16 protein-coding genes are annotated in these 18,007 nt (G+C 75.3%); 7 read left to right on the top strand and 9 right to left on the bottom strand.

Annotation, left to right across the window (positions count from 1 at the left end; genetic code table 11):
* Window positions 1-16: 16 nt before the first annotated feature.
* Complete coding sequence (locus AC1UE5_RS04500; RefSeq protein WP_482920882.1) at window positions 17-994, top strand: NADPH:quinone oxidoreductase family protein; 978 nt, start codon at window positions 17-19, stop codon at window positions 992-994.
* Here AC1UE5_RS04500 and AC1UE5_RS04495 read toward each other — a convergent pair.
* Complete coding sequence (locus AC1UE5_RS04495; protein ID WP_482920881.1) at window positions 991-1,620, bottom strand: response regulator; 630 nt, start codon at window positions 1,618-1,620, stop codon at window positions 991-993. The genes AC1UE5_RS04500 and AC1UE5_RS04495 overlap by 4 nt on opposite strands.
* Window positions 1,621-1,649: 29 nt before the next feature.
* On the opposite strand from AC1UE5_RS04495, the gene AC1UE5_RS04490 reads away from it, so the two are divergent.
* On the top strand, window positions 1,650-2,324 hold the full coding sequence (locus AC1UE5_RS04490; protein ID WP_482920880.1) for a sensor histidine kinase: 675 nt from the start codon (window positions 1,650-1,652) through the stop codon (window positions 2,322-2,324).
* Here AC1UE5_RS04490 and AC1UE5_RS04485 read toward each other — a convergent pair.
* Genes AC1UE5_RS04485 through AC1UE5_RS04470 form a run of 4 tightly spaced genes read right to left on the bottom strand, consistent with a single transcriptional unit; the run spans window position 2,309 to window position 5,343 of the window.
* Entirely contained in the window at window positions 2,309-3,052 is a 744-nt protein-coding gene (locus AC1UE5_RS04485) for an endonuclease/exonuclease/phosphatase family protein (RefSeq protein WP_482920879.1), read from the bottom strand. The two genes, AC1UE5_RS04490 and AC1UE5_RS04485, sit on opposite strands and share 16 nt — an antisense overlap.
* A 17-nt stretch (window positions 3,053-3,069) precedes the next feature.
* On the bottom strand, window positions 3,070-3,483 hold the full coding sequence (locus AC1UE5_RS04480; RefSeq protein ID WP_482920878.1) for an acyl-CoA thioesterase: 414 nt from the start codon (window positions 3,481-3,483) through the stop codon (window positions 3,070-3,072).
* Between the two features lie 13 nt (window positions 3,484-3,496).
* Window positions 3,497-4,366, bottom strand: a complete 870-nt coding sequence (gene nudC / locus AC1UE5_RS04475; RefSeq protein ID WP_482920877.1) for an NAD(+) diphosphatase — start codon at window positions 4,364-4,366, stop codon at window positions 3,497-3,499.
* Window positions 4,363-5,343 (bottom strand): aldo/keto reductase, encoded by a 981-nt coding sequence (locus AC1UE5_RS04470; RefSeq protein ID WP_482920876.1) that lies wholly within the window; start codon window positions 5,341-5,343, stop codon window positions 4,363-4,365. The genes nudC and AC1UE5_RS04470 overlap by 4 nt, the downstream gene beginning before the upstream one ends.
* Window positions 5,344-5,392: 49 nt before the next feature.
* Between AC1UE5_RS04470 and AC1UE5_RS04465 the strand changes: the two genes are divergently transcribed.
* Genes AC1UE5_RS04465 through AC1UE5_RS04455 form a run of 3 tightly spaced genes read left to right on the top strand, consistent with a single transcriptional unit; the run spans window position 5,393 to window position 8,972 of the window.
* Window positions 5,393-6,817 carry an alpha/beta hydrolase family protein gene (locus AC1UE5_RS04465; RefSeq protein ID WP_482920875.1) on the top strand — a complete coding sequence of 475 codons (1,425 nt, stop codon included), beginning with the start codon at window positions 5,393-5,395 and terminating at the stop codon, window positions 6,815-6,817.
* Between the two features lie 21 nt (window positions 6,818-6,838).
* Window positions 6,839-8,002: a saccharopine dehydrogenase family protein gene (locus AC1UE5_RS04460; protein WP_482920874.1), complete on the top strand. Its 1,164-nt coding sequence runs from the start codon at window positions 6,839-6,841 to the stop codon at window positions 8,000-8,002.
* 10 nt (window positions 8,003-8,012) lie between these two features.
* Window positions 8,013-8,972 (top strand): LLM class F420-dependent oxidoreductase, encoded by a 960-nt coding sequence (locus AC1UE5_RS04455; protein ID WP_482920873.1) that lies wholly within the window; start codon window positions 8,013-8,015, stop codon window positions 8,970-8,972.
* On the opposite strand, the gene AC1UE5_RS04450 is transcribed toward AC1UE5_RS04455, so the two are convergent.
* The 3 genes from AC1UE5_RS04450 to AC1UE5_RS04440 all read right to left on the bottom strand — a co-directional run bounded on the left by AC1UE5_RS04450 (window position 8,969) and on the right by AC1UE5_RS04440 (window position 12,878).
* Window positions 8,969-9,370: a hypothetical protein gene (locus AC1UE5_RS04450; RefSeq protein ID WP_482920872.1), complete on the bottom strand. Its 402-nt coding sequence runs from the start codon at window positions 9,368-9,370 to the stop codon at window positions 8,969-8,971. The two genes, AC1UE5_RS04455 and AC1UE5_RS04450, sit on opposite strands and share 4 nt — an antisense overlap.
* The gene (locus AC1UE5_RS04445; protein ID WP_482920871.1) at window positions 9,367-9,963 is read right to left on the bottom strand and encodes an HdeD family acid-resistance protein; all 597 of its coding nucleotides are present in this window, start codon (window positions 9,961-9,963) and stop codon (window positions 9,367-9,369) included. The genes AC1UE5_RS04450 and AC1UE5_RS04445 overlap by 4 nt, the downstream gene beginning before the upstream one ends.
* Window positions 9,964-10,034: 71 nt before the next feature.
* On the bottom strand, window positions 10,035-12,878 hold the full coding sequence (locus AC1UE5_RS04440) for a helix-turn-helix transcriptional regulator (RefSeq protein WP_482920870.1): 2,844 nt from the start codon (window positions 12,876-12,878) through the stop codon (window positions 10,035-10,037).
* Window positions 12,879-13,041: 163 nt separating this feature from the next.
* On the opposite strand from AC1UE5_RS04440, the gene AC1UE5_RS04435 reads away from it, so the two are divergent.
* Both AC1UE5_RS04435 and AC1UE5_RS04430 read left to right on the top strand, forming a co-directional pair.
* Window positions 13,042-14,463: a hypothetical protein gene (locus tag AC1UE5_RS04435; protein WP_482920869.1), complete on the top strand. Its 1,422-nt coding sequence runs from the start codon at window positions 13,042-13,044 to the stop codon at window positions 14,461-14,463.
* Window positions 14,463-15,701: a hypothetical protein gene (locus AC1UE5_RS04430; protein ID WP_482920868.1), complete on the top strand. Its 1,239-nt coding sequence runs from the start codon at window positions 14,463-14,465 to the stop codon at window positions 15,699-15,701. The genes AC1UE5_RS04435 and AC1UE5_RS04430 overlap by 1 nt, the downstream gene beginning before the upstream one ends.
* Here AC1UE5_RS04430 and AC1UE5_RS04425 read toward each other — a convergent pair.
* Window positions 15,673-17,955: an NHL repeat-containing protein gene (locus tag AC1UE5_RS04425; protein WP_482920867.1), complete on the bottom strand. Its 2,283-nt coding sequence runs from the start codon at window positions 17,953-17,955 to the stop codon at window positions 15,673-15,675. The genes AC1UE5_RS04430 and AC1UE5_RS04425 overlap by 29 nt on opposite strands.
* Window positions 17,956-18,007 lie beyond the last annotated feature (52 nt).

Below are 18,007 nucleotides of genomic sequence, written 5' to 3'. Positions count from 1 at the left end.
GTCCCGGCTCCCACGCATGCGCGCGCTCCAGGTCAGCTCCCTCGACGGCCCGGACGCGCTCCGGCTGGTCGACGACCTCCCCGAGCCCGAGGCGAGCCACATGCTCACGCCGGGCGCGGGCGTCGTCGTCGACGTCAAGGCGGCCGCCGTCTCGTTCCCCGACGTCCTGCAGACGCGGGGCCTGTACCAGTTCCGCGCCGAGCCGCCGTTCGTGCCCGGCGCGGAGGTGGCGGGCACGGTGCGCTCTGCTCCTGACGGCAGCGGGTTCGCTCCCGGCGACCGCGTGATGGCCTTCACGGCGCTGAGCGGCCTGGCGGAGGTCGCAGTCGCGCCGGTGTTCATGACGTTCGCGCTGCCCGAGCAGCTCGACTTCGCCGAGGGCGCCTCGATCATCCTCAACTACCACACGGTCTACTTCGCGCTGAAGCTGCGCGGGCGGCTGGCGGCCGGGGAGCGCGTGCTCGTGCACGGCGCGGCCGGGGGCGTCGGGACCGCCGCGCTGCAGGTGGCGAAGGGCCTCGGCGCCACGACCGTCGCGGTGGTGTCGAGCGACGAGAAGGAGCGCGTCGCGCGCGAGGCGGGCGCGGACGACGTGTTCCGCAGCGACGGCCCGTGGAAGGACCAGGTGCTGGAGAGCGGCGGGGTCGACCTCGTGCTCGACCCGGTCGGCGGGGACCGCTTCACCGACTCGCTGCGCTCGCTGCGCGAGGACGGCCGCGCCGTGGTCGTCGGCTTCACCGGCGGCTCGATCCCCGAGGTGAAGGTCAACCGCCTGCTCCTCAAGAACACCGAGGTCATCGGCGCCGGCTGGGGCGCGTACGCGATGGCCAAGCCCGAGCTCAACCGCGAGATCGGGGCGGCGCTCGACGACCTCGTCGCCAAGGGCTTCGTGAAGCCGATCGTCGGCGCGCGCATCCCGTTCGCGCAGGGCGCCGACGCGTTCCGCCTCATCGACGAGCGGAAGGCCGTCGGCAAGGTGGTCGTCGAGCTCTAGAGCGAGTCGAGCAGCTCGTGGCGGAGCGCGTAGCGGACGAGCTCCGCGCGGGACGTCGCGCGCGCCTTCTGCATGAGGTTCGCGCGGTGCTTCTCGACCGTCCGGACGCTGAGCACGAGCTGCTCGGCGATCTCCGGGTTCATGTAGCCGAGCGCGAGCAGGCGGAGCACCTCCACCTCGCGCTCGCTGAGGCCGTCGGGCCGCGCGGTCGGCGGCTCCGCCTCGGTCATCGCCGGATCGAGGTGCGTGCGGCCCGCGCGGGCGGCGTGGATCGCCTCGACCAGCTCCGCGTGCGCGGCGTCCTTGAGCACGTAGCCCGCCGCGCCGGCCTGCAGCGCCGCGCGTGCGAACGCCGGCTCCTTCTGCATCGTGAGCACGACGACGCTGGTGCTGGGCGACGCGTCCAGCAGCTCGGGGATCGCCTGGAGCGAGTCGCGGCCGGGCATCGTCAGGTCGAGCACGACGACGTCCGGGTGCAGGCCGCGCGTGGACTCGATCGCCGCGTCGGCGTCGGCCACCTGCGCGACGACGCGCATGCCCGCCTCGCCCTCCAGCAGGAGCCGGAGCCCTTCGCGGACCACGGCGTGGTCGTCGGCGAGGACGACGGTCGCAGGTGGGCTGGTCACGGCGCGACGCTACCGGCTAGCGTTGCGCCGTGTCCAGCCGCCCGCGCGACCAGGAGCTGCGCCGCGCCGTCGAGGCGTCAGAGCGCGAGCGGCTGCGCTGGGCGCACGAGCTGCACGACGAGACGCTGCAGGACCTGAGCGCGCTCAAGCTCGTCCTCCAGACGGCACGGGCGCAGGACGATCCCGCGCAGGTCGCGCACATGCTCGACGAGGCGATCCAGCGCGTGGACGGCCAGGTGGAGAACCTGCGCGGCCTCATCACGCGGCTGCGGCCGGCAGCGCTCGACCGCCTCGGCCTCGCCGCCGGCCTGGAGGCGCTGGCCGCCGACACGTCGTGGCGCAGCGGGCTGGACGTCGGCGTCCGCGTCGACCTCGCGTACGAGGCGGGCCGCCACCCGGTGCGGCTCGTGCCCGAGATCGAGCTGGCCGTCTACCGCATCGTCCAGGAGGCGCTGACCAACGTCACGCGCCACGCGGCCGCCACGCGCGCGGTGGTCTCGGTGGTGGAGCGGACCGACGAGCTGGTCGCGGAGGTCGCCGACGACGGCGCGGGGTTCGACCAGGAGACGACCGAGCGCGGGTTCGGGCTGCTCGGGATGGAGGAGCGCGCGTCGCTCGTGGACGGCGAGCTGGACGTGCAGTCGCGGGTCGGCGGCGGAACGCGGGTACGCGTCACCGTGCCCCCGCGTCACCGCAGGCCGTAGCGCGCCCAGACGAGCGCGTGGTCCGACGCGTGCGGGCCGCCGTCGGGCTGCAGCTCGTCCACGCCGCCCTCCAGCACCTCCAGCCCGCGGCTGAGGAGGTAGTCGAGCCGGCGCCGCTCGAGCGAGAACTGCGGCGCGTGGCCGAGCGTGCTGCGCCAGGCCTCGCCGAACGTCTGCTCGTTCATCGGCCACGTGGCGACCGGGTCGCCGTCCAGCGAGTCGGTCAGGTCCGCGCCGGTGAGCAGCGGGGCGACGTGCTCGGGCGTGTCGTTGAGGTCGGCGCCCAGGACGACGCGCTCGCCGGAGCGCCTGAGCAGCGCCTCGACCTGCTCGCGCCGTACGTGCTCGGGCACCGCGACGGTGTGGCCGCAGACGATCGTCACCGACTCCTCGGCGCACGCGATCGACGCGACGAGCACCTTGCGCGGCGGGTCGGACGTCGGCAGCGCCTCGGTGTGGACGCCGGTGAGCGGCAACCGGGAGAGCATCGCCAGGCCCTCGCTGCCCTCGTCGTTGCGGTGCCCCTCGACGGTCACCTGCTCGGGGTATCCGAGGATCTCCGCCAGCTCCGCCGCCTGGTCGCCGTCGCCGTCGTGGCGCACCTCTTGGAGGAGCAGCACGTCGGGGCCGGGCTGGGGGTAGCAGCGATCGAGCGCGGCGCGGCGTGCCGGCCAGTCGGCCCAGCGGCCCCAGACGTTCAGCGTCCCGACGGTGAACGTGGCGGGCATCGCGTCGCGCGCGCTCGTTACGCGGCGGCGCCGGCTCCCAGGAGCGCGGCGCGCTGGTCGGGCGTCAGGGGGCGGGAGCGGCGGGCGCCGGCGTCCCACGAGACGAGCACCGACGTGCCCTCCGCGGCGACGGTGCCGTCGGGGGTGAGGATGCGGTTCTCGATCGTGATGCTCGACTTGCCGACGTCGGTGACCGCCGACAGGATCTCGACGTGCCCGTGGTCCTTGCGGACCTCGTGGCGGTAGTTCAGCTCGACCTTCGCCAGGACGAACGCGAAGTCGCCCAGCAGCCGCCCGAGCTGCGCGACGAGCGCCGCACGCCCCTCCTCGAGGTACTCGTGGTAGACGGCCTGGTTGAGGTGGCCGAGCATGTCGAGGTCGCGCCAGCGCACGTCGACCCGGACCCGGTTCGTCAGAGTGCTCTCTTCCATCCGGCGGCGGAGGCTACCCGTCAGCGTCCGTGAGCCAATCCCGGATCAGCCGATGGGCGATCGCCTCGGGCGGCGGGAGGCGGTACGTCCCGGTCTCCGCGAGCGCGTCGCGCAGCTCGGTGCGGGTGAACCAGCGCACGTCGTCGAGCTCGCCGTCCTGCACCTGCGGCTCGCCGCCGGCGTAGATGGCGTGGAAGCCGAGCATGAGCGTGGTCGGGAACGGCCAGGGCTGGGAGGCGACGTAGCGCGGCGCGGGGTCGATGGCGACGCCGGTCTCCTCCCGCACCTCGCGCGCAACGGCCTCCTCCAGCGACTCGCCGGGCTCGACGAACCCCGCCAGCGCGCTGTAGCGGTTCGGCGGCCAGGTGGCCTGGCGGCCGAGGAGGATGCGGTCCGTCGCGGGGTCGGCGACGGCCATGATCACGACCGGGTCGGTGCGCGGGTGGTGCTGCGCGCCGCAGTTCGGGCACGTCCGGACGTACCCGGCGTCGGTGACGTCGGTGGCGTGGCCGCAGCGCGAGCAGTGCGGGTGGAAGCGGTGCCAGTTGAGCAGCGCGGACGCGTGCGCGGCGAGCGCGGCCTCCTCGGGCCGCAGCAGCGGCGCGGCGGTGCGCAGCGGCGTCGCGTCCTCGCGCCGGTCGCCGTCGACGGCGAACAGCGCGGCGCCGGCCTCGTCGATCCCCAGCAGCGTCCGCGGGGCGTCGCCGGGGAGCGGGAGGCGGGCCAGGCGCGTCTCGTCGGCGGGATCGACGAGCACGCCGCCGCCGCGCGTCGCGACGACGGCGCGCGCCGCCGGGTCGGCGGCGCGCGCGGCGACCCACGCGGGGTCCGAGCGATGCTCGCCGGCGCGGTCGAGCCGCTCGCCGGCGAAGGTCTCGCTCACCGGTCGATGGAGGACATGTCGGGGTAGCGCTCGCCCGCCGCCGCGCCCTGCGGGGCCGCGGCGTCGATGCGGCGCAGGTCGTCGGTCGACAGCTCGATCGCGGCGGCCGCGACGTTCTCCTCCAGGTACGCCACGCGCTTCGTGCCGGGGATCGGCGCGATGTCGACGCCCTGGTGGAGCACCCACGCGAGCGCGAGCTGGCCCGGCGTGACGCCCTTCTCGTCGGCGATCTCCTTCACGCGCTCGACCAGCTCCAGGTTCTTGGCGAAGTTGTCGCCCTGGAAGCGCGGGTTGTGGCGGCGGAAGTCGTCCTCGGGCAGGTCCTCCGGCGACGTGAAGCGGCCGCTGAGGAAGCCGCGGCCGAGCGGCGAGTAGGGGACGAACCCGATGCCCAGCTCGCGGACGGTGGGGAGGATCTCGTCCTCGGGGTCGCGCGTCCACAGCGAGTACTCGGTCTGCAGCGCGGAGATCGGGTGGACGGCGTGCGCGCGGCGGATCGTCTGCGGCGACGCCTCGCTGAGGCCGAGGTAGCGGACCTTGCCCTCCGCGACCAGCTCGGCCATCGCGCCGACGGTCTCCTCGATCGGGACGTTGAAGTCCACGCGGTGCTGGTAGTAGAGGTCGATGTGGTCGACGCCGAGGCGCTGCAGCGAGGCCTCGCACGCCTGCTTGACGTACTCGGCGTCGCCGCGGATGCCGAGCCGCTCGCCGTCCTCGCCACGGACGTTGCCGAACTTCGTCGCGAGCACCACCTCGTCGCGGCGGCCGGCGATCGCCCGGCCCACCAGCTTCTCGTTGGTGAACGGGCCGTACATGTCGGCCGTGTCGAGGAAGTCGACGCCGAGCTCCAGCGCGCGGTGGATGGTGGCGACGGCCTCGCCCTCGTCGGCCTGGCCGTAGAACTCCGACATCCCCATGCAGCCGAGGCCCTCGGCGGAGACGATCAGGCCCTGGGTTCCGAGCTTGCGATGCTCCATGACCTCTGGTGTACCGCAAGATCGCCGCGGCCCCGACGTTGGCGCGAACATGGGTCCTGTCCGCCGCGCGCTCCTCGCGTCGCTTGCCGCCGCCGCGCTCCTCGCTCCGCCCGCCGCCACGGCCGCCGCCGCGCCGGCGCCCGGCTCGCCCGAGTACGTCGCGCGCGACCTGCGCAACATCGCCGACGCGTACGGGCGTCAGAGCGGCCAGCAGCTCGCAGACCCGGACTACCTGCCGGGGCTGGTCACGGAGGGCGCGCGGGTGTCGCTCGGGCAGCTCGCCGACCAGCTCGCGAACCTCACGCGGCCGGCGATCACGCCGGGCAACCTCATCCCCGGGTGGAACGTCGGCAACCCGCTGCGGGCGGGGTGGAACGGCACGCGCGGCATCGAGGTCCCGGTGTCATGGGAGAACCGCTACGGCGCGCTCATCCGCGGCCACGTCTTCGCGCCCAAGCCGGGCGGGCGGGACCCGTACACCGGGCGCCGGCTGCCGTCCGGGCGGCTGCCGGGCGTCGTCATCACGACGGGCAGCGTGCAGGGCAGCGAGCGGATGTACTTCTGGCTGGCGCAGGACCTCGCCGAGCGCGGCTACACGGTCCTCACCTACGACGTCCAGGGCCAGGGGACGAGCGAGACCTTCCCGCACCAAGGCCCGATCAACGCCCTGCCGTTCTGCAACCCGTTCGCCGAGCCGGAGGAGCTCGAGCAGTTCGGCTGCCCCGGCGTGCCGTTCCAGCAGCCGGCGAACTTCGTCCACGGCACGACCGACGCGCTCGACTTCTTCACCTCCGACGCGAACCCGCTCCGCGGCCTGCTCGACGAGCGGCGGCTCGCCATCGCCGGGCACTCGCTCGGGGCGTTCGCGGTCTCGTACGTGCAGGGCGTCGACCCGCGCGTGAAGGCGGTGGTGGCGCTCGACAAGCTCGGCGGCGGCTCGGGCGGCAACCTCGGGATCGAGGGCGTCGAGCCGCGCGTCCCGGCGCTCGGCGTGCAGTCCGACTACGGCTTCATGGTCGCGCCGTACTTCGCCAACGGCGGCCTCGGCGGCGCGCCGTCCGGGCTGCCGAACCCGCTCGCCGCACCCGACCCCCGGCGCGAGCAGAAGACGGGCTTCGACGCGTGGCGCGCGAAGGGCGTCGACACGATGCTCGTCGTCCCGCGCGCCTCCACGCACCTCGACTACACCGACCTCCCGCTCGTGCTGCCCGCGTCGCGCTACGGCCAGGCGCTCACGAGCGTCTACACGCAGGCCTGGCTCGACAAGTACCTGCGCGGCGACCGCACCGCGGACGCGCGGCTGCTGGCGCGCTCGCACCGGTACCTGGAGCCGCAGGGCCAGGGCGAGTGGAGGGAGATCACCCTGAACCGGGACGCGCTGCTCTCGTTCTACTTCTGCAGCGGCTACGACTTCGCCACGAACGCCGGCGGCCGCGCGCGCGACCTCGATCCGGGTGGCGTCGGCGGCTGCTGAATCCTGGAAGGATCCCCGCGCATGGGGGAAGAACGCGCGCACGACATCGTCCTGTTCGGCGCGACCGGGTTCACCGGCAAGCTGACGGCCAAGTACCTGCTCGACCACGCGCCCGCCGGCACGCGGCTGGCGCTGGCGGGGCGCAATCGGGGGAAGCTCGAAGCGCTGCGCGAGGAGCTCGGCGCCCCCGAGCTGGAGCTCCACATCGCGGACGTCGGCGACGAGGCGTCGGTGCGCGGCGTCGCCGAGTGCGCGCGGGTGGTCGTCACGACCGTCGGCCCGTACCTGGAGCGCGGCGCGCCGCTCGTCGCCGCGTGCGCGAAGTCGGGCGCGGCGTACCTCGACCTCACCGGCGAGCCGGAGTTCCGCGACCGGATGTACCTCGAGCACCACGCCGAGGCGGAGCGGACGGGCGCGCGGATCATCCACGCGTGCGGGTTCGACTCGATCCCGTACGACCTCGGCGTCCTGCACACCGTGGGCCAGCTCCCGGACGGCGTGCCCCTGAAGGTGCGTGGGTTCGTGCGCGCGAGCGGGCTGGCGTCCGGCGGGACGTTCCACTCGGCGGTCGGCCAGTTCTCGCGCGCGTGGCAGATGCAGGGCGTGCACAAGGAGCGCCGCCAAGCGGAGGGTGCGCCTCCGGATGGGCGCAAGATCCGCGCGGAGGGCGGCAAGCCGTACCGCGAGGCCGCGATCGACGCCTGGGCGATCCCGCTCCCGACGATCGACCCGCAGATCGTGGCGGCGTCGGCGCGCGGGCTGCCGGAGGCGTACGGCCCGGACTTCACGTACGGCCACTACGCGTGGGTCAAGCACCTGCCGGTCGCGGTCGCGGGCGGGATGGGGATCGGCGCGGTGTTCGCGCTCTCGCAGCTCCCGCCGACGCGCAAGCTCCTCCTCAAGGCGCGCCCGCAGGGCAGCGGGCCGTCGGACCAGCAGATGGACAAGGCGTGGTTCCGCGCGCGGTTCGTCGGCGAGGGCGGCGGGCAGCGCGTGGTGACGCAGGTCTCGGGCGGCGACCCCGGCTACCGCGAGACGTCGAAGATGCTCGCCGAGGCGGCGCTCTGCCTGGCGGTCGACGACGTGCCGCACGTCGCCGGCCAGGTGACCACGGCGCAGGCGATGGGCACGCACCTGATCGACCGGCTGCAGGCGGCCGGCATCAGGTTCGAGACCGTCGGGTAGCGCCGCTGGGGTGAAGATCGGCTACTTCCTGTCGTGCGAGGAGCACGGCCCGCGCGAGCTGCTGCGCCAGGCGCGCGCCGCCGAGGACGCGGGCTTCAGCAACCTGTGGATCTCGGACCACTACCACCCCTGGGTCGACGCGCAGGGGCAGAGCGCGTTCGTCTGGTCGGTGATCGGCGCGCTCGCCGAGGCGACCGAGCGGATGACCGTCACGACCGGCGTGACGTGCCCGACCGTGCGCATCCACCCGGCGGTGATCGCGCAGGCGGCGGCGACGTCGCAGGTGCTGCTGGAGGGGCGCTTCCAGCTCGGCGTCGGCACGGGCGAGGCGCTCAACGAGCACATCCTGGGCGACCCGTGGCCGTCGGCGAACGTCCGCCTGGACATGCTCGAGGAGGCGGTCGACGTCATCCGCGAGCTGTGGACGGGCAAGCAGGTCGAGCACGCGGGCGAGCACTACGTCGTCGAGAACGCGCGGATCTACACGCTGCCGGACGAGCCGCCGCCCGTCCTGGTGAGCGGGTTCGGCCCGAAGGCGGTGTCGCTCGCGGCGCGGATCGGCGACGGCTACTGCACGACGGCGCCGGACGGCGAGCTGATCGGGCAGTACCGCTCCGAGGGCGGCGAGGGGCCGGTGCAGGCGGGAACGAAGGTCTGCTTCGGCACGGACAAGGCCGAGGCGGTGCGGACGGTCAAGCGCATCTGGCCGAACGAGGCGATCCCCGGCGAGCTCGCCCAGGTGCTCCCCAACCCGGCCCACTTCGAGCAGGCCGCGGAGCTGGTCACCGAGGAGCTGATCGCGGACGCCGTCCCGTGCGGGCCCGACCTCGACGAGCACGTCGAGGCGCTGCGGGAGTTCGAGAAGGCGGGCGTCGACGAGCTGTTCGTGCAGCAGATCGGGTCCGGCCACGACGCGTTCTTCTCCACGTGGGCGGACTACGTGCTGCCGAAGTTCGAGTCCGCCCGCTAGCCGTCGTAGCCCTCCTGGAAGCCGCGCCAGAACTCGTTGCGCACCGAGTCGTCGCTGTCTCCCAGGGCGTCGGTCTGCGTGCGGATCTCCTGGATCTGCGCACGGAGCTGATCGACGTCGCCGTCGGCGGCGAACTGCTCGCCGGCCGCCCGCAGCGCCGCGGCCTGCGTCTGGACCTCCGCGTCGACGTACTTGCGCGCGTCCTCGCGCAGGTCGCCGCGGGCGCTCAGCACCGCGGTGACCGCCGATGCGGCGGCCTCGGGGGAGGACGCGTCGTGCAGGTCGCGCACGGCCGCGCCGAGCTGCTCGCCGTCGTCGCGCGCCTCGTCCTCCGGGGAGTCTCCGCAGCCTGCGACGAAGGCGGCGCAGAGCAGGAGCGATGTCGCGAGCTTCCTCATGCCGCCGCCCGCAGGTCGCGGCTGACCTTCCGCCACGTCAGCCCGGCGACGATCTCCAGGGCGCCCTGGAGGATCAGGGAGACGCCGACGATGAGGACGAGCGTCACGAGCCCGATCCCCGGCTGCGCGAGGATGATCACGCCCGCCGCGACGCCGAGCGCACCCCACGCGAGCGTCGCCCAGCGGCCCTCGGGGACGGCGAGCCCGGCGGCGATCTGCAGCACGCCGAGGGTCGTCCACCAGAAGCCCAGCGCGAGCACCGCGGTCGCGACCGACTCCTCGGGCCGGACGAGCAGGAAGAGCCCGGCGAGCAGCGCGAGGACGGCGATGAGGACCTGCAGGACGCGCAGCAGCGTCGGCTCGGCGTGGTCGGTGAGCGCGCGGACGAGGAGCATCGCGCCCCACACCGCCAGGTAGGCGCCGAACAGGATGCCGACCGCGAGCAGCGTCGGGCCGGGGTAGAGGAGCGCGGCGAACCCGACGACGATCGAGAGCACGCCGGCGACGACGGGCAGCCACCAGTAGCGGCCGACGCGGTCGGTGCCGGCCGGCGCTTCCGCGCGCATGCCGGGGGTCGAGGCGAACGAGGCCATGCGGCGCATCCTGCGCGGCGCGGGGGTGAGGCGGGCTCACCTCGCGCGGGTGAACGCGCTGCCCGGCGCGGTCAGGCCTCGGCCGGCACGAGCGCGCCGGCGAGCAGCTCGCGCGAGTGCACGCCGAGCTTCTGGTACGCGCGGGCGAGGTGGTTCTCGACGGTCTTGACCGACACGAACAGGTCCTGCGCGATCTGCCGGTTCGTGCGCCCGCCCGCCGCCATCTCGGCGACCCGCCGCTCGCTCGCCGTCAGCGCCTCGGCGCCGCTGAACTGCAGCCGTCGTGGGCGCGCGCCGGCCGCCACGAGCTCCGCGTGCGCGCGCTCGGCCAGGGCGGTCGCGCCCGCCTTGCGCGCCGCGTCGAGCCCCAGGCGCAGCGGCTCGCGCGCGTCGGTCCGCCGCCCGGCACGGCGCAGCGCCGCGCCCAGCTCGGTCTGCGCCCGCGCCCACGCGAGGCCGGCCGGCGCGTGGTCGAGCGTCCGCACCGCTTCGGCCAGCAGCGTCGGCGCCTCCTCGCGCTGCGCCACCAGGCCCTTCACGGTCAGCGCCTGGCCGACGATCGACGCCGCCGCCCAGCGCCCGGCGACCTCCAGCTGCTCGTCGGCCAGCGCCCGCGCCGCCGCGTCGTCGCCGCGCCGCGCGTGGACGAGCGCCGCGCACCCGCGCCACTCGACCTCGGGGTCGGCGACGCCCCAGCGCCGCTCGCGGTCGGCGATCGCGTCGAGGTCGGCGAGCGCCTCGTCCGTCCGCTCCTGCGCGAGGCGCAGCGTCGCGCGCGCGAGCTGCAGCCGGGAGGCGACGAGCTCGTCGGGCAGCTCGCCCTGCGCGCCGTGGGCGGTCAACGCCGCGTCTGCCTCCTCCAGCGCCCCGCGCTCGACCAGCGCGTGGACGAGGCTGGCGAGCGGGAGCGCGACGAACGCCGCGTGGTCGTCCAGCGCGTCGAGGGCCGCGCGCGCGTCCGCCTCGGCCGCTGCGACCGCGCCGGTGCGGTGGCTCAGCATCGCCTGGCTGACCTCGGTGAACGCGAACCCGAGCGACGAGCCGCGCGCGCGGGCGTCGGAGAAGGCTGCCGCGATGGCCGCCGCGGCCGCCGCGTGGTCGTCGGCGAGGATGAGCGTCGCGACCGCGTGGTGGTAGGCGACCGCCTCGCTGCCCGCCTCGCCCGCCAGGTGGCCGCCGGCGAGCGCGCGCTTGGCCAGGCCGGCGACCTCGCTCGCGGGCCGGCCGGCGAGGTACGCGCGGCGGGTCAGCGCGGCGAGCACGAGGCACTCGGCCGCGGTCGCGCCGGGCAGGTCGGCGTGGCGGGCGAGGCGGTCGGCGGCGTGGCGGGCCGAGCCGGCGTCGCCCCCGAGGACGCTCAGCGAGGCCAGCTCGACCTCGGTGCGCAGCTCCAGCTCGCGGTCGCCGCCGGCGTCGCGCAGCGCGGTCTCGAGGATGGGGAGCGCGGAGCGCGGGCCGCTCGTGGCGCTGCGGGCGCGGGCGAGCTGGAGCCGCAGGCGCGCACGCTCGGTGGCCTGGGCGACGTCGCCGATCGCGTGCTCGAGGTGCGCGGCGGCGGACGCGTGGTCGCCTGCGCGCAGCTCGGCGGCGCCCAGCTCGGCCATCAGCGCCGCGCGCTCGGCCGGTGCGGGCGGCTCGGCCAGCGCGCGCTTGAGCGCTTCCACCGCGAACGCGGGCTCGCCCTCCTGGAGCGCCTGCGCGGCCGCCTCGCGGAGCTGGGCGACGACCGCGGGATCGCCGGCAGGGAGGGCGGAGAGCAGGTGCGGCGCGACCGCGCGGGCGCCCGCGCCCGCCCGCTGGAGCGCCGCGGCGGCGCGGGCGTGGGCGGCGGCGCGCTCCGCGGCCCCGAGCTCGTCGTGGACCGCGCGGCGGACGATCGGGTGGACGAAGTCGATCGTCGCCGCGCCGGGCTGGAGGAGGTCGACGCGGCGCAGCTCGTCCGCCGCGTGGGTCGCGTCGGCGGGGGAGAGGTCCGCGACGGTGGCGGCCAGGCCGGGGTCGGCGCCGTCGCCGAGGATCGCGGCCGCGCCGGCGAGCGCCTGCGCGGCGGGCCCGAGGCCGCCGAGGCGCAGGAGGATCGCGCGCGCGACGGTGCGCGGGCCGAGCGCCGGGATGCGCTCGGTGGCCTGGGCGGTGGGGGCGAGCCCGTCGCGGGCGACGGCGTCGGCAAGCTGGCGCAGGAGGAACGGGTTCCCCGCCGTGGCGGCGTGGCAGGCGGCGGCGAACGCGGGGTCGGGAAGTGTGTTGAGGACGTCGCCGAGCACCGTGCGGGCCGCGTCGACGGTGAGCGGGCGCGGCGCGAGGTGGCGCGCGGCAGGCTCGGCGAGCAGGCGGGTGAGCAGCTCGGGCGCGGCGCCGGGCTCGCCGGTGCGCACCCCGACCAGGAGCGCGATCGGGACGTCGTCGAGCCTCTGCGCAAGGTGCACGAGGAAGCGCAGCGACGCGGCGTCGGCCCAGTGGACGTCATCGACGGCGAGGACGACCGGGCGGCGCGCGGCGAGGTTCGCGACGAGCCAGTAGAGGCCGTTGAGGATCGCGAACGCGGGGTCGCCGGCCTGGGGCGGGGCGTGGGCGCCGCCGAGTCCGAGCAGCCCGGCCGCGACCCCGGCCGGGCCGGCGAGCAGCGCATCGCGCTCGTCGGGCGCGGCGGCGACGAGGGGGCGTTCGAGCAGCTGGCGCGCGACCGCGTGGGGGAACTCGCGCTCGAGCTCCCCGCCGCGCGCGGTCAGCACGGTGAGCCCGCCCGCCGCCGCGCTCACCCGCGCCGCCCGCAGCAGCCAGCTCTTCCCGGCGCCTGCCGGGCCCTCGACCACCACGAGCTGCCCGCTTCCCTCGCCGGCCCCGCGGAGGGCGGCGTCGAGCGCCCGGAGCTCCTCGTCGCGCTCGAGGAGCACGGGCGCCGCGGCGATGGTCATCGCGCCACTTTCCCCGCGCGCACCGCCCGCGTCAAGCGGTGCCGCGCCACCCGACGCCTGCGCCCCGCGCGCGGTCTCGCCGCCGCGGCCTGGGGGTGGGGACGCGAAAGTGGGGGGTGGGTCATTCATGACGTGGGGGTGCGGCGGCGGAGAGGGTCGGCCCATGCTCCATCGACACCTCCTCTCCCTCGCCACGGCGGCGGTCGCGATCGCGGTGGTCCCCGCCGCCGCGCACGCCGCCAACGCGAGCAACAACATCGGTTCCGCGCAGCTCGTCACCGGGATCGGGCCGCACACCGTCACCGCGCAGACGCAGTGGGCGAACAGCGAGGCGGGCGAGCCGCAGCACATCAACGCCGACTACGCGGGCAAGACCGTCTGGGTCAAGTGGAAGCCGACCAGCAGCGGCGGGGTCTTCGTCGACGGCTGCGGCGGCAAGCTCGGCATCGGCGACACGCTGTTCGTGCGGCAGGGCGGGCCGGCGTTCAACACCATGACCAAGCCGGCGTTCACGGCGCTGACGAGCGAGTGCCGCCAGCACTTCCCGGCGACGGCGAACACGACGTACTACATCGGCGTCGACCACAGCATCTACGAGCCGCAGTTCGAGAGCGACGGGTACTTCACGATCCAGCAGGCCGCGAACCCGTCCCCGACCGCCGCGTTCGTCGATCCACCCGTGAAGACCGGCGCGCGCCCGTACTTCCCCGCCAAGTCCGACGGCGCCTGGGGGAGCCACGCCGGCTACGAGTGCGAGATCGACGGCCAGCAGACGTCGTGCGACCTGGCGTACGGGGGCACGCCGCTCGCCAGCGGCACCCACGCCGTGCGCGTGCGCTTCCGCGACGACTACTGGAACCGGGGCCCGTGGTCGGCGAAGCACACGTTCGTCGCCGACGCGGACGCGCCGGTCATCACCTTCGGCCCGGCGCCCGACCAGCACACCGCGACGCCGAGCTTCACGTTCTCCGCGAACGAGCCCGTCACCGAGTTCACGTGCAGCTGGGACGCCGGCGCGTACACGCCGTGCACGTCGCCGTTCGCGCCGCCGAGCGCGAACATCGGCAACCACGTGCTGAAGGTCCGCGCGACCGATCTCGTCGGCAACCTGCTCGACAAGAACACCGCCGCGACGCTCGTCTGGGACCGCATGTACCAGGCGCCCAAGCCCGAGCCGAAGCCCGCCCCGCCGGCGACCATGTTCCCGGGCGGCGCCAGCACCGCCAAGCCGGGCTCGGCGCCCGGCAAGCCCAGCGGGAGCGCCGCCGCGCCGACCGCCCGCACCACGCCCGCGCCGCCCTGCCGGCCCGGCGTCGGCTTCGCCAAGGCGACCCGCCGCAAGCTCGCCTCGAGCGGGCTGGAGGTGCGGCTCCGCGCGAGCGAGCGGTGCGTCGTCGAGCTGCGGCTCCGTGCCGGCGGCCGCGACCTCGCCCGCGTCACACGGACCGTCGTGCCGCGCAAGGCGACGACCGTCCGCCTGCGCCCCGGCGCGGGGTGGAAGCGCGGCCAGCGGCTCGAGCTGCGCGTCACCACCCGCTCGGCCACCGGCGTCGCGTCGACCAAGCGCTACGGGGTGGAGGCGTGATGCGGGCGCGGACGCTCCTCGTTGCGGCCGCCGCCGCCGCCGCGGCCGCGACGCTCGCCACTGCCACCGCCGCGACGGCCGCCGAGGTCACCGCGAGCGACAGCAAGGGCAACGCCCCGGTCGTCGCCGGGCTCGGGCCGCACACGATCCACTACGCCACCACCGGCGCCGGGATCGACGCGTTCGAGCCGCGCTACGTCGGCGACGCCTACGTGGGTCAGACGGTGTGGGCGCGGTGGAAGGCCCAGCACACCGGGGGCGTGTGGCTGCGCTCCTGCGGCGCCGCGGCGGGGCTCGGCGACGGGTTCGCGGTCGTGATCGGCCCGAACGACTCGACGACGGGGAACATGAAGGTCGTGGCGCCGCGGGCGACGTCCTGCGGCGGGCGTGAGCTGAACTTCCACGCCGAAGCCGGCACGAGCTACTGGATCGTCGTCGACCACGCCAAGGACATGCCCCCGTCAGGCGGGGGGACGCTCACGCTCCAGCAGGGCGCCTTCAGCGCGCCGATCGCGCTGCTCCCGTCGGTCCCGGCCGTGACCGATCCGCGGCCGCTGTTCACCGTGACCACGAACGCGAACGTCGCCAAGCCCGTCACGTTCGAGTGCCAGGTGGACGACGTCGCGCGCGGGTGCAAGGACCTCGACGCGGCGCCGCTCGCCGGTGGCCTGCACACGATCCGGGCGCGCGCGGTGGACGCGTACCTCAACGCGGGCGAGTGGACGCCGCCGAAGGCGTTCACGGTCGACGCGACGCCGCCGGAGACGACGCTCACGCCCGACCTGCAGTTCTGGTCCAGCGAGCCCGGCGGCACGTTCCGCTGCTCGCTCGACGGCGGCGTCCCCAAGCTCTGCACGTCGCCGTACGTGCCGAAGCAGCCGCTCGGGCTCGGGGCGCACACGCTGACCGTGATCGCCTACGACGCGGTGGGGAACGCCGACCCGACGGCGGCGAAGCTGAGCTGGACGGTCACGCCCCCGGCGCCGCCCGCCGCGCCGGCACCGCCCGTCGCGGCACCGCCCGCGCAGGCGCCGGCCGGACCCAGCGCGGTCGCGCCCGCGGCCGCTCCCACACGCGGCACGACCGCGACCCCCGCGAGCACGCGCGCGGCGAAGAAGCCCCGCAAGGCGGCCAAGAAGCGCTGCGCCGCCCGCTCCACCCGCGCGGCCGCCAAGAAGCGCAAGCCGCGCGGGTGCAAGCAGCGCAAGGTCAGGCGGTCGGCGAGAGCCGCTCGCTGACCTGCCCCGGCTGGCCGACCTCGGCCGCCGCCGTGAGCGCGACGTCTGCGTACAGGCCCTTCTGCCCACGGAGGGCCTTGCGCAGCGTCCGCACCTGCGCCGCCGACAGCGAGAACCGGATGATCTTCGACTCGCCGGCCGGGATCTCGGTCTTCGTCGCCGTCAGCGTGACCACCGTCGGCTTCGGGGCCTTCTTGCCCTTGCCCTTCGGCTTCTTCGGCGCCGCCCGCGGCGTCAGCTTCAGCGTCCCGGTGATCGTGCACGCGGTGTCGCAGCCGACGCGCACGGGGAGGTTCCGCGCGCCCAGCACGCCCGCCGTGCGCAGCGCGCGGAACGTCACCGCCGGCCCCTCCGGGTCGGGCAGCGTGGGCGTCTTCGGGGCGGGCGGCGTCGCGGGCGCGCCCAGCGCGGCGCACGGCGCGGCGCTCGGGTTCGCCAGCTGGAACTGCTGGACGCGGTTGTTCTCGCGGTCGGTCACCGTGAGCTTGCCGGTGCAGTCCACGCTCACCGCCGACGGCGCCGTGAACTGGCCCGGGCCCGTCCCGCGCTCGCCGAACTTCGCCAGCCGCTCGCCGTCCGGGCCGAACTGCTGGATGCGGTGGTTGCCGGTGTCGGCGACCCACACGTTCCCCGCCAGGTCGAGCGTGATCTGGCCGGGCGCGTTGAGCTTGCCGAGCTTCGCGCCGCTCCCGCCGAACCAGTCGATCAGCTCGCCGGCCGCGTCGTAGATCGTGATGCGGTTGCGGTCCCCGGACGTGTAGATCCGCGACCCGTCCGGCGTCACCGCGATGCCGCGGATCGCCCCGACGTCGGTGATCGCGCCGAGGTAGGTGCCGTTCTTCGTGAAGCGCGCGATGCGGCGGTTGCCGGTGTCGGCGACGTAGAGGTTGCCGGCGGCGTCGGCGGCGATGCCGCTCGGGTCGAGCAGCTGGCCCGGGCCCTTGCCCTGCGAGCCGATCGGCGTCCCTGGTGTGCCCTTCGCCCGCGCGAACGGGAAGATGCGCGCGCGCCGCTGGTCGAGCACGTACGCGTCGCCCGCGCCGTCGAACGCGACCGCGACCGGGCGCTGGAGGATCGTCGGGCCGGGGTTGGGGGAGCCCCACACCGCCGCGACCTGCCCGTCCGGACCAAGCAGCTGGATGCGCCCGTTGATCGAGTCCGCGACCGCACGGAAGCCGGCGGCGTCGGCGCCGACGCCCGCAGGCGCGTTGAACTGGCCCGCCGCGCGGCCGCTGCGGCCGATCGAGCGGACGAGCTTGCCGCCGCGGTCGAAGACGTCGACGCGGTCGTTGCCCGTGTTCGTCACGTAGACGTTGCCGGCGCCGTCGGTCGCGATCGAGCGCGGGTACGCGAGCCGCCCGGGCTGCGTCCCGAACGCGCCCCAGCGGCCCTTGTACGGGTACGCGGGGCCGGTGCTGAACCGCACGACGCGGTGGTTCATGTTGTCCGCGACGAAGACGCGGCCCTGCGGGTCGAACGCGACGCCGTACGGGTGGGAGAGGTCGCCGCGGCCCGCCGACTGGTCGGTCTTGATCGTGTGGAGGAGCCGCCCGCCGTTGTCCATCACGAGCACGCGGTGGTTCTGGTTGTCGGCGACGAGGAGACGGGAGCCGCGCGCCGCGACGCCCTTCGGGTAGCCGAGCGTGCCGGGCGGGACGATGACGCCCTTCGGGTCGCCGCCGAGCGTGAAGCGCTGGATGCGGTTGTTGCCGCTGTCGGCGACGTAGACGAAGTCGCCGCCGACCGCGATGCCGCCGCCCGCGCCGGCGTCGTTGCCGCGCCCGCCGCCGAAGCGGAACTGCCCGACGTCGGTGCCCGGCCGGCCCCACTGGTTGAGGAACCCGCCGTCCGCGCCGAAGCGCAGGATGCGGTTGGAGCCGTCGACGGCGAGCAGCGACCCGTCGCCCGCGGTCGCCAGCGCGCCGACCGCCGTCACCTCGCCTGCGCGCGTGCCGGGCTTGCCGACCTCGCGCAGGAACGTCCCGTCGGTGCGGAACGCGTGGATCGTGTTCGACCCCTGGTCGCCGATGTAGAGCGTGTCGCCGGAGATCGCGACTGCCTGCGGGAACCGCAGCACGCCGCCGGAGCGCTCGCCGATCTCGCTCTGCGCGGTGTACACGCAGGCGGGCTCGGCGCCCGGGCACGCGGTCTGCGCGGAGGCGCCGGTGGTCGTGGCGGCGATGAGGCCGAGCGCCGCGATCGTGGCGGCCGCGGTGGCGGGTGGTCGTCGGAGTCGGGTCGAGCGCACGAGCATTCCGAACACCTTCGCGCGCGTCCTGTTGCGGTCCGCACGCCGGATTGCACGA

Source organism: Parviterribacter multiflagellatus, from assembly GCF_056863265.1.
This window is presented reverse-complemented; position numbering and strand designations above follow the sequence as displayed.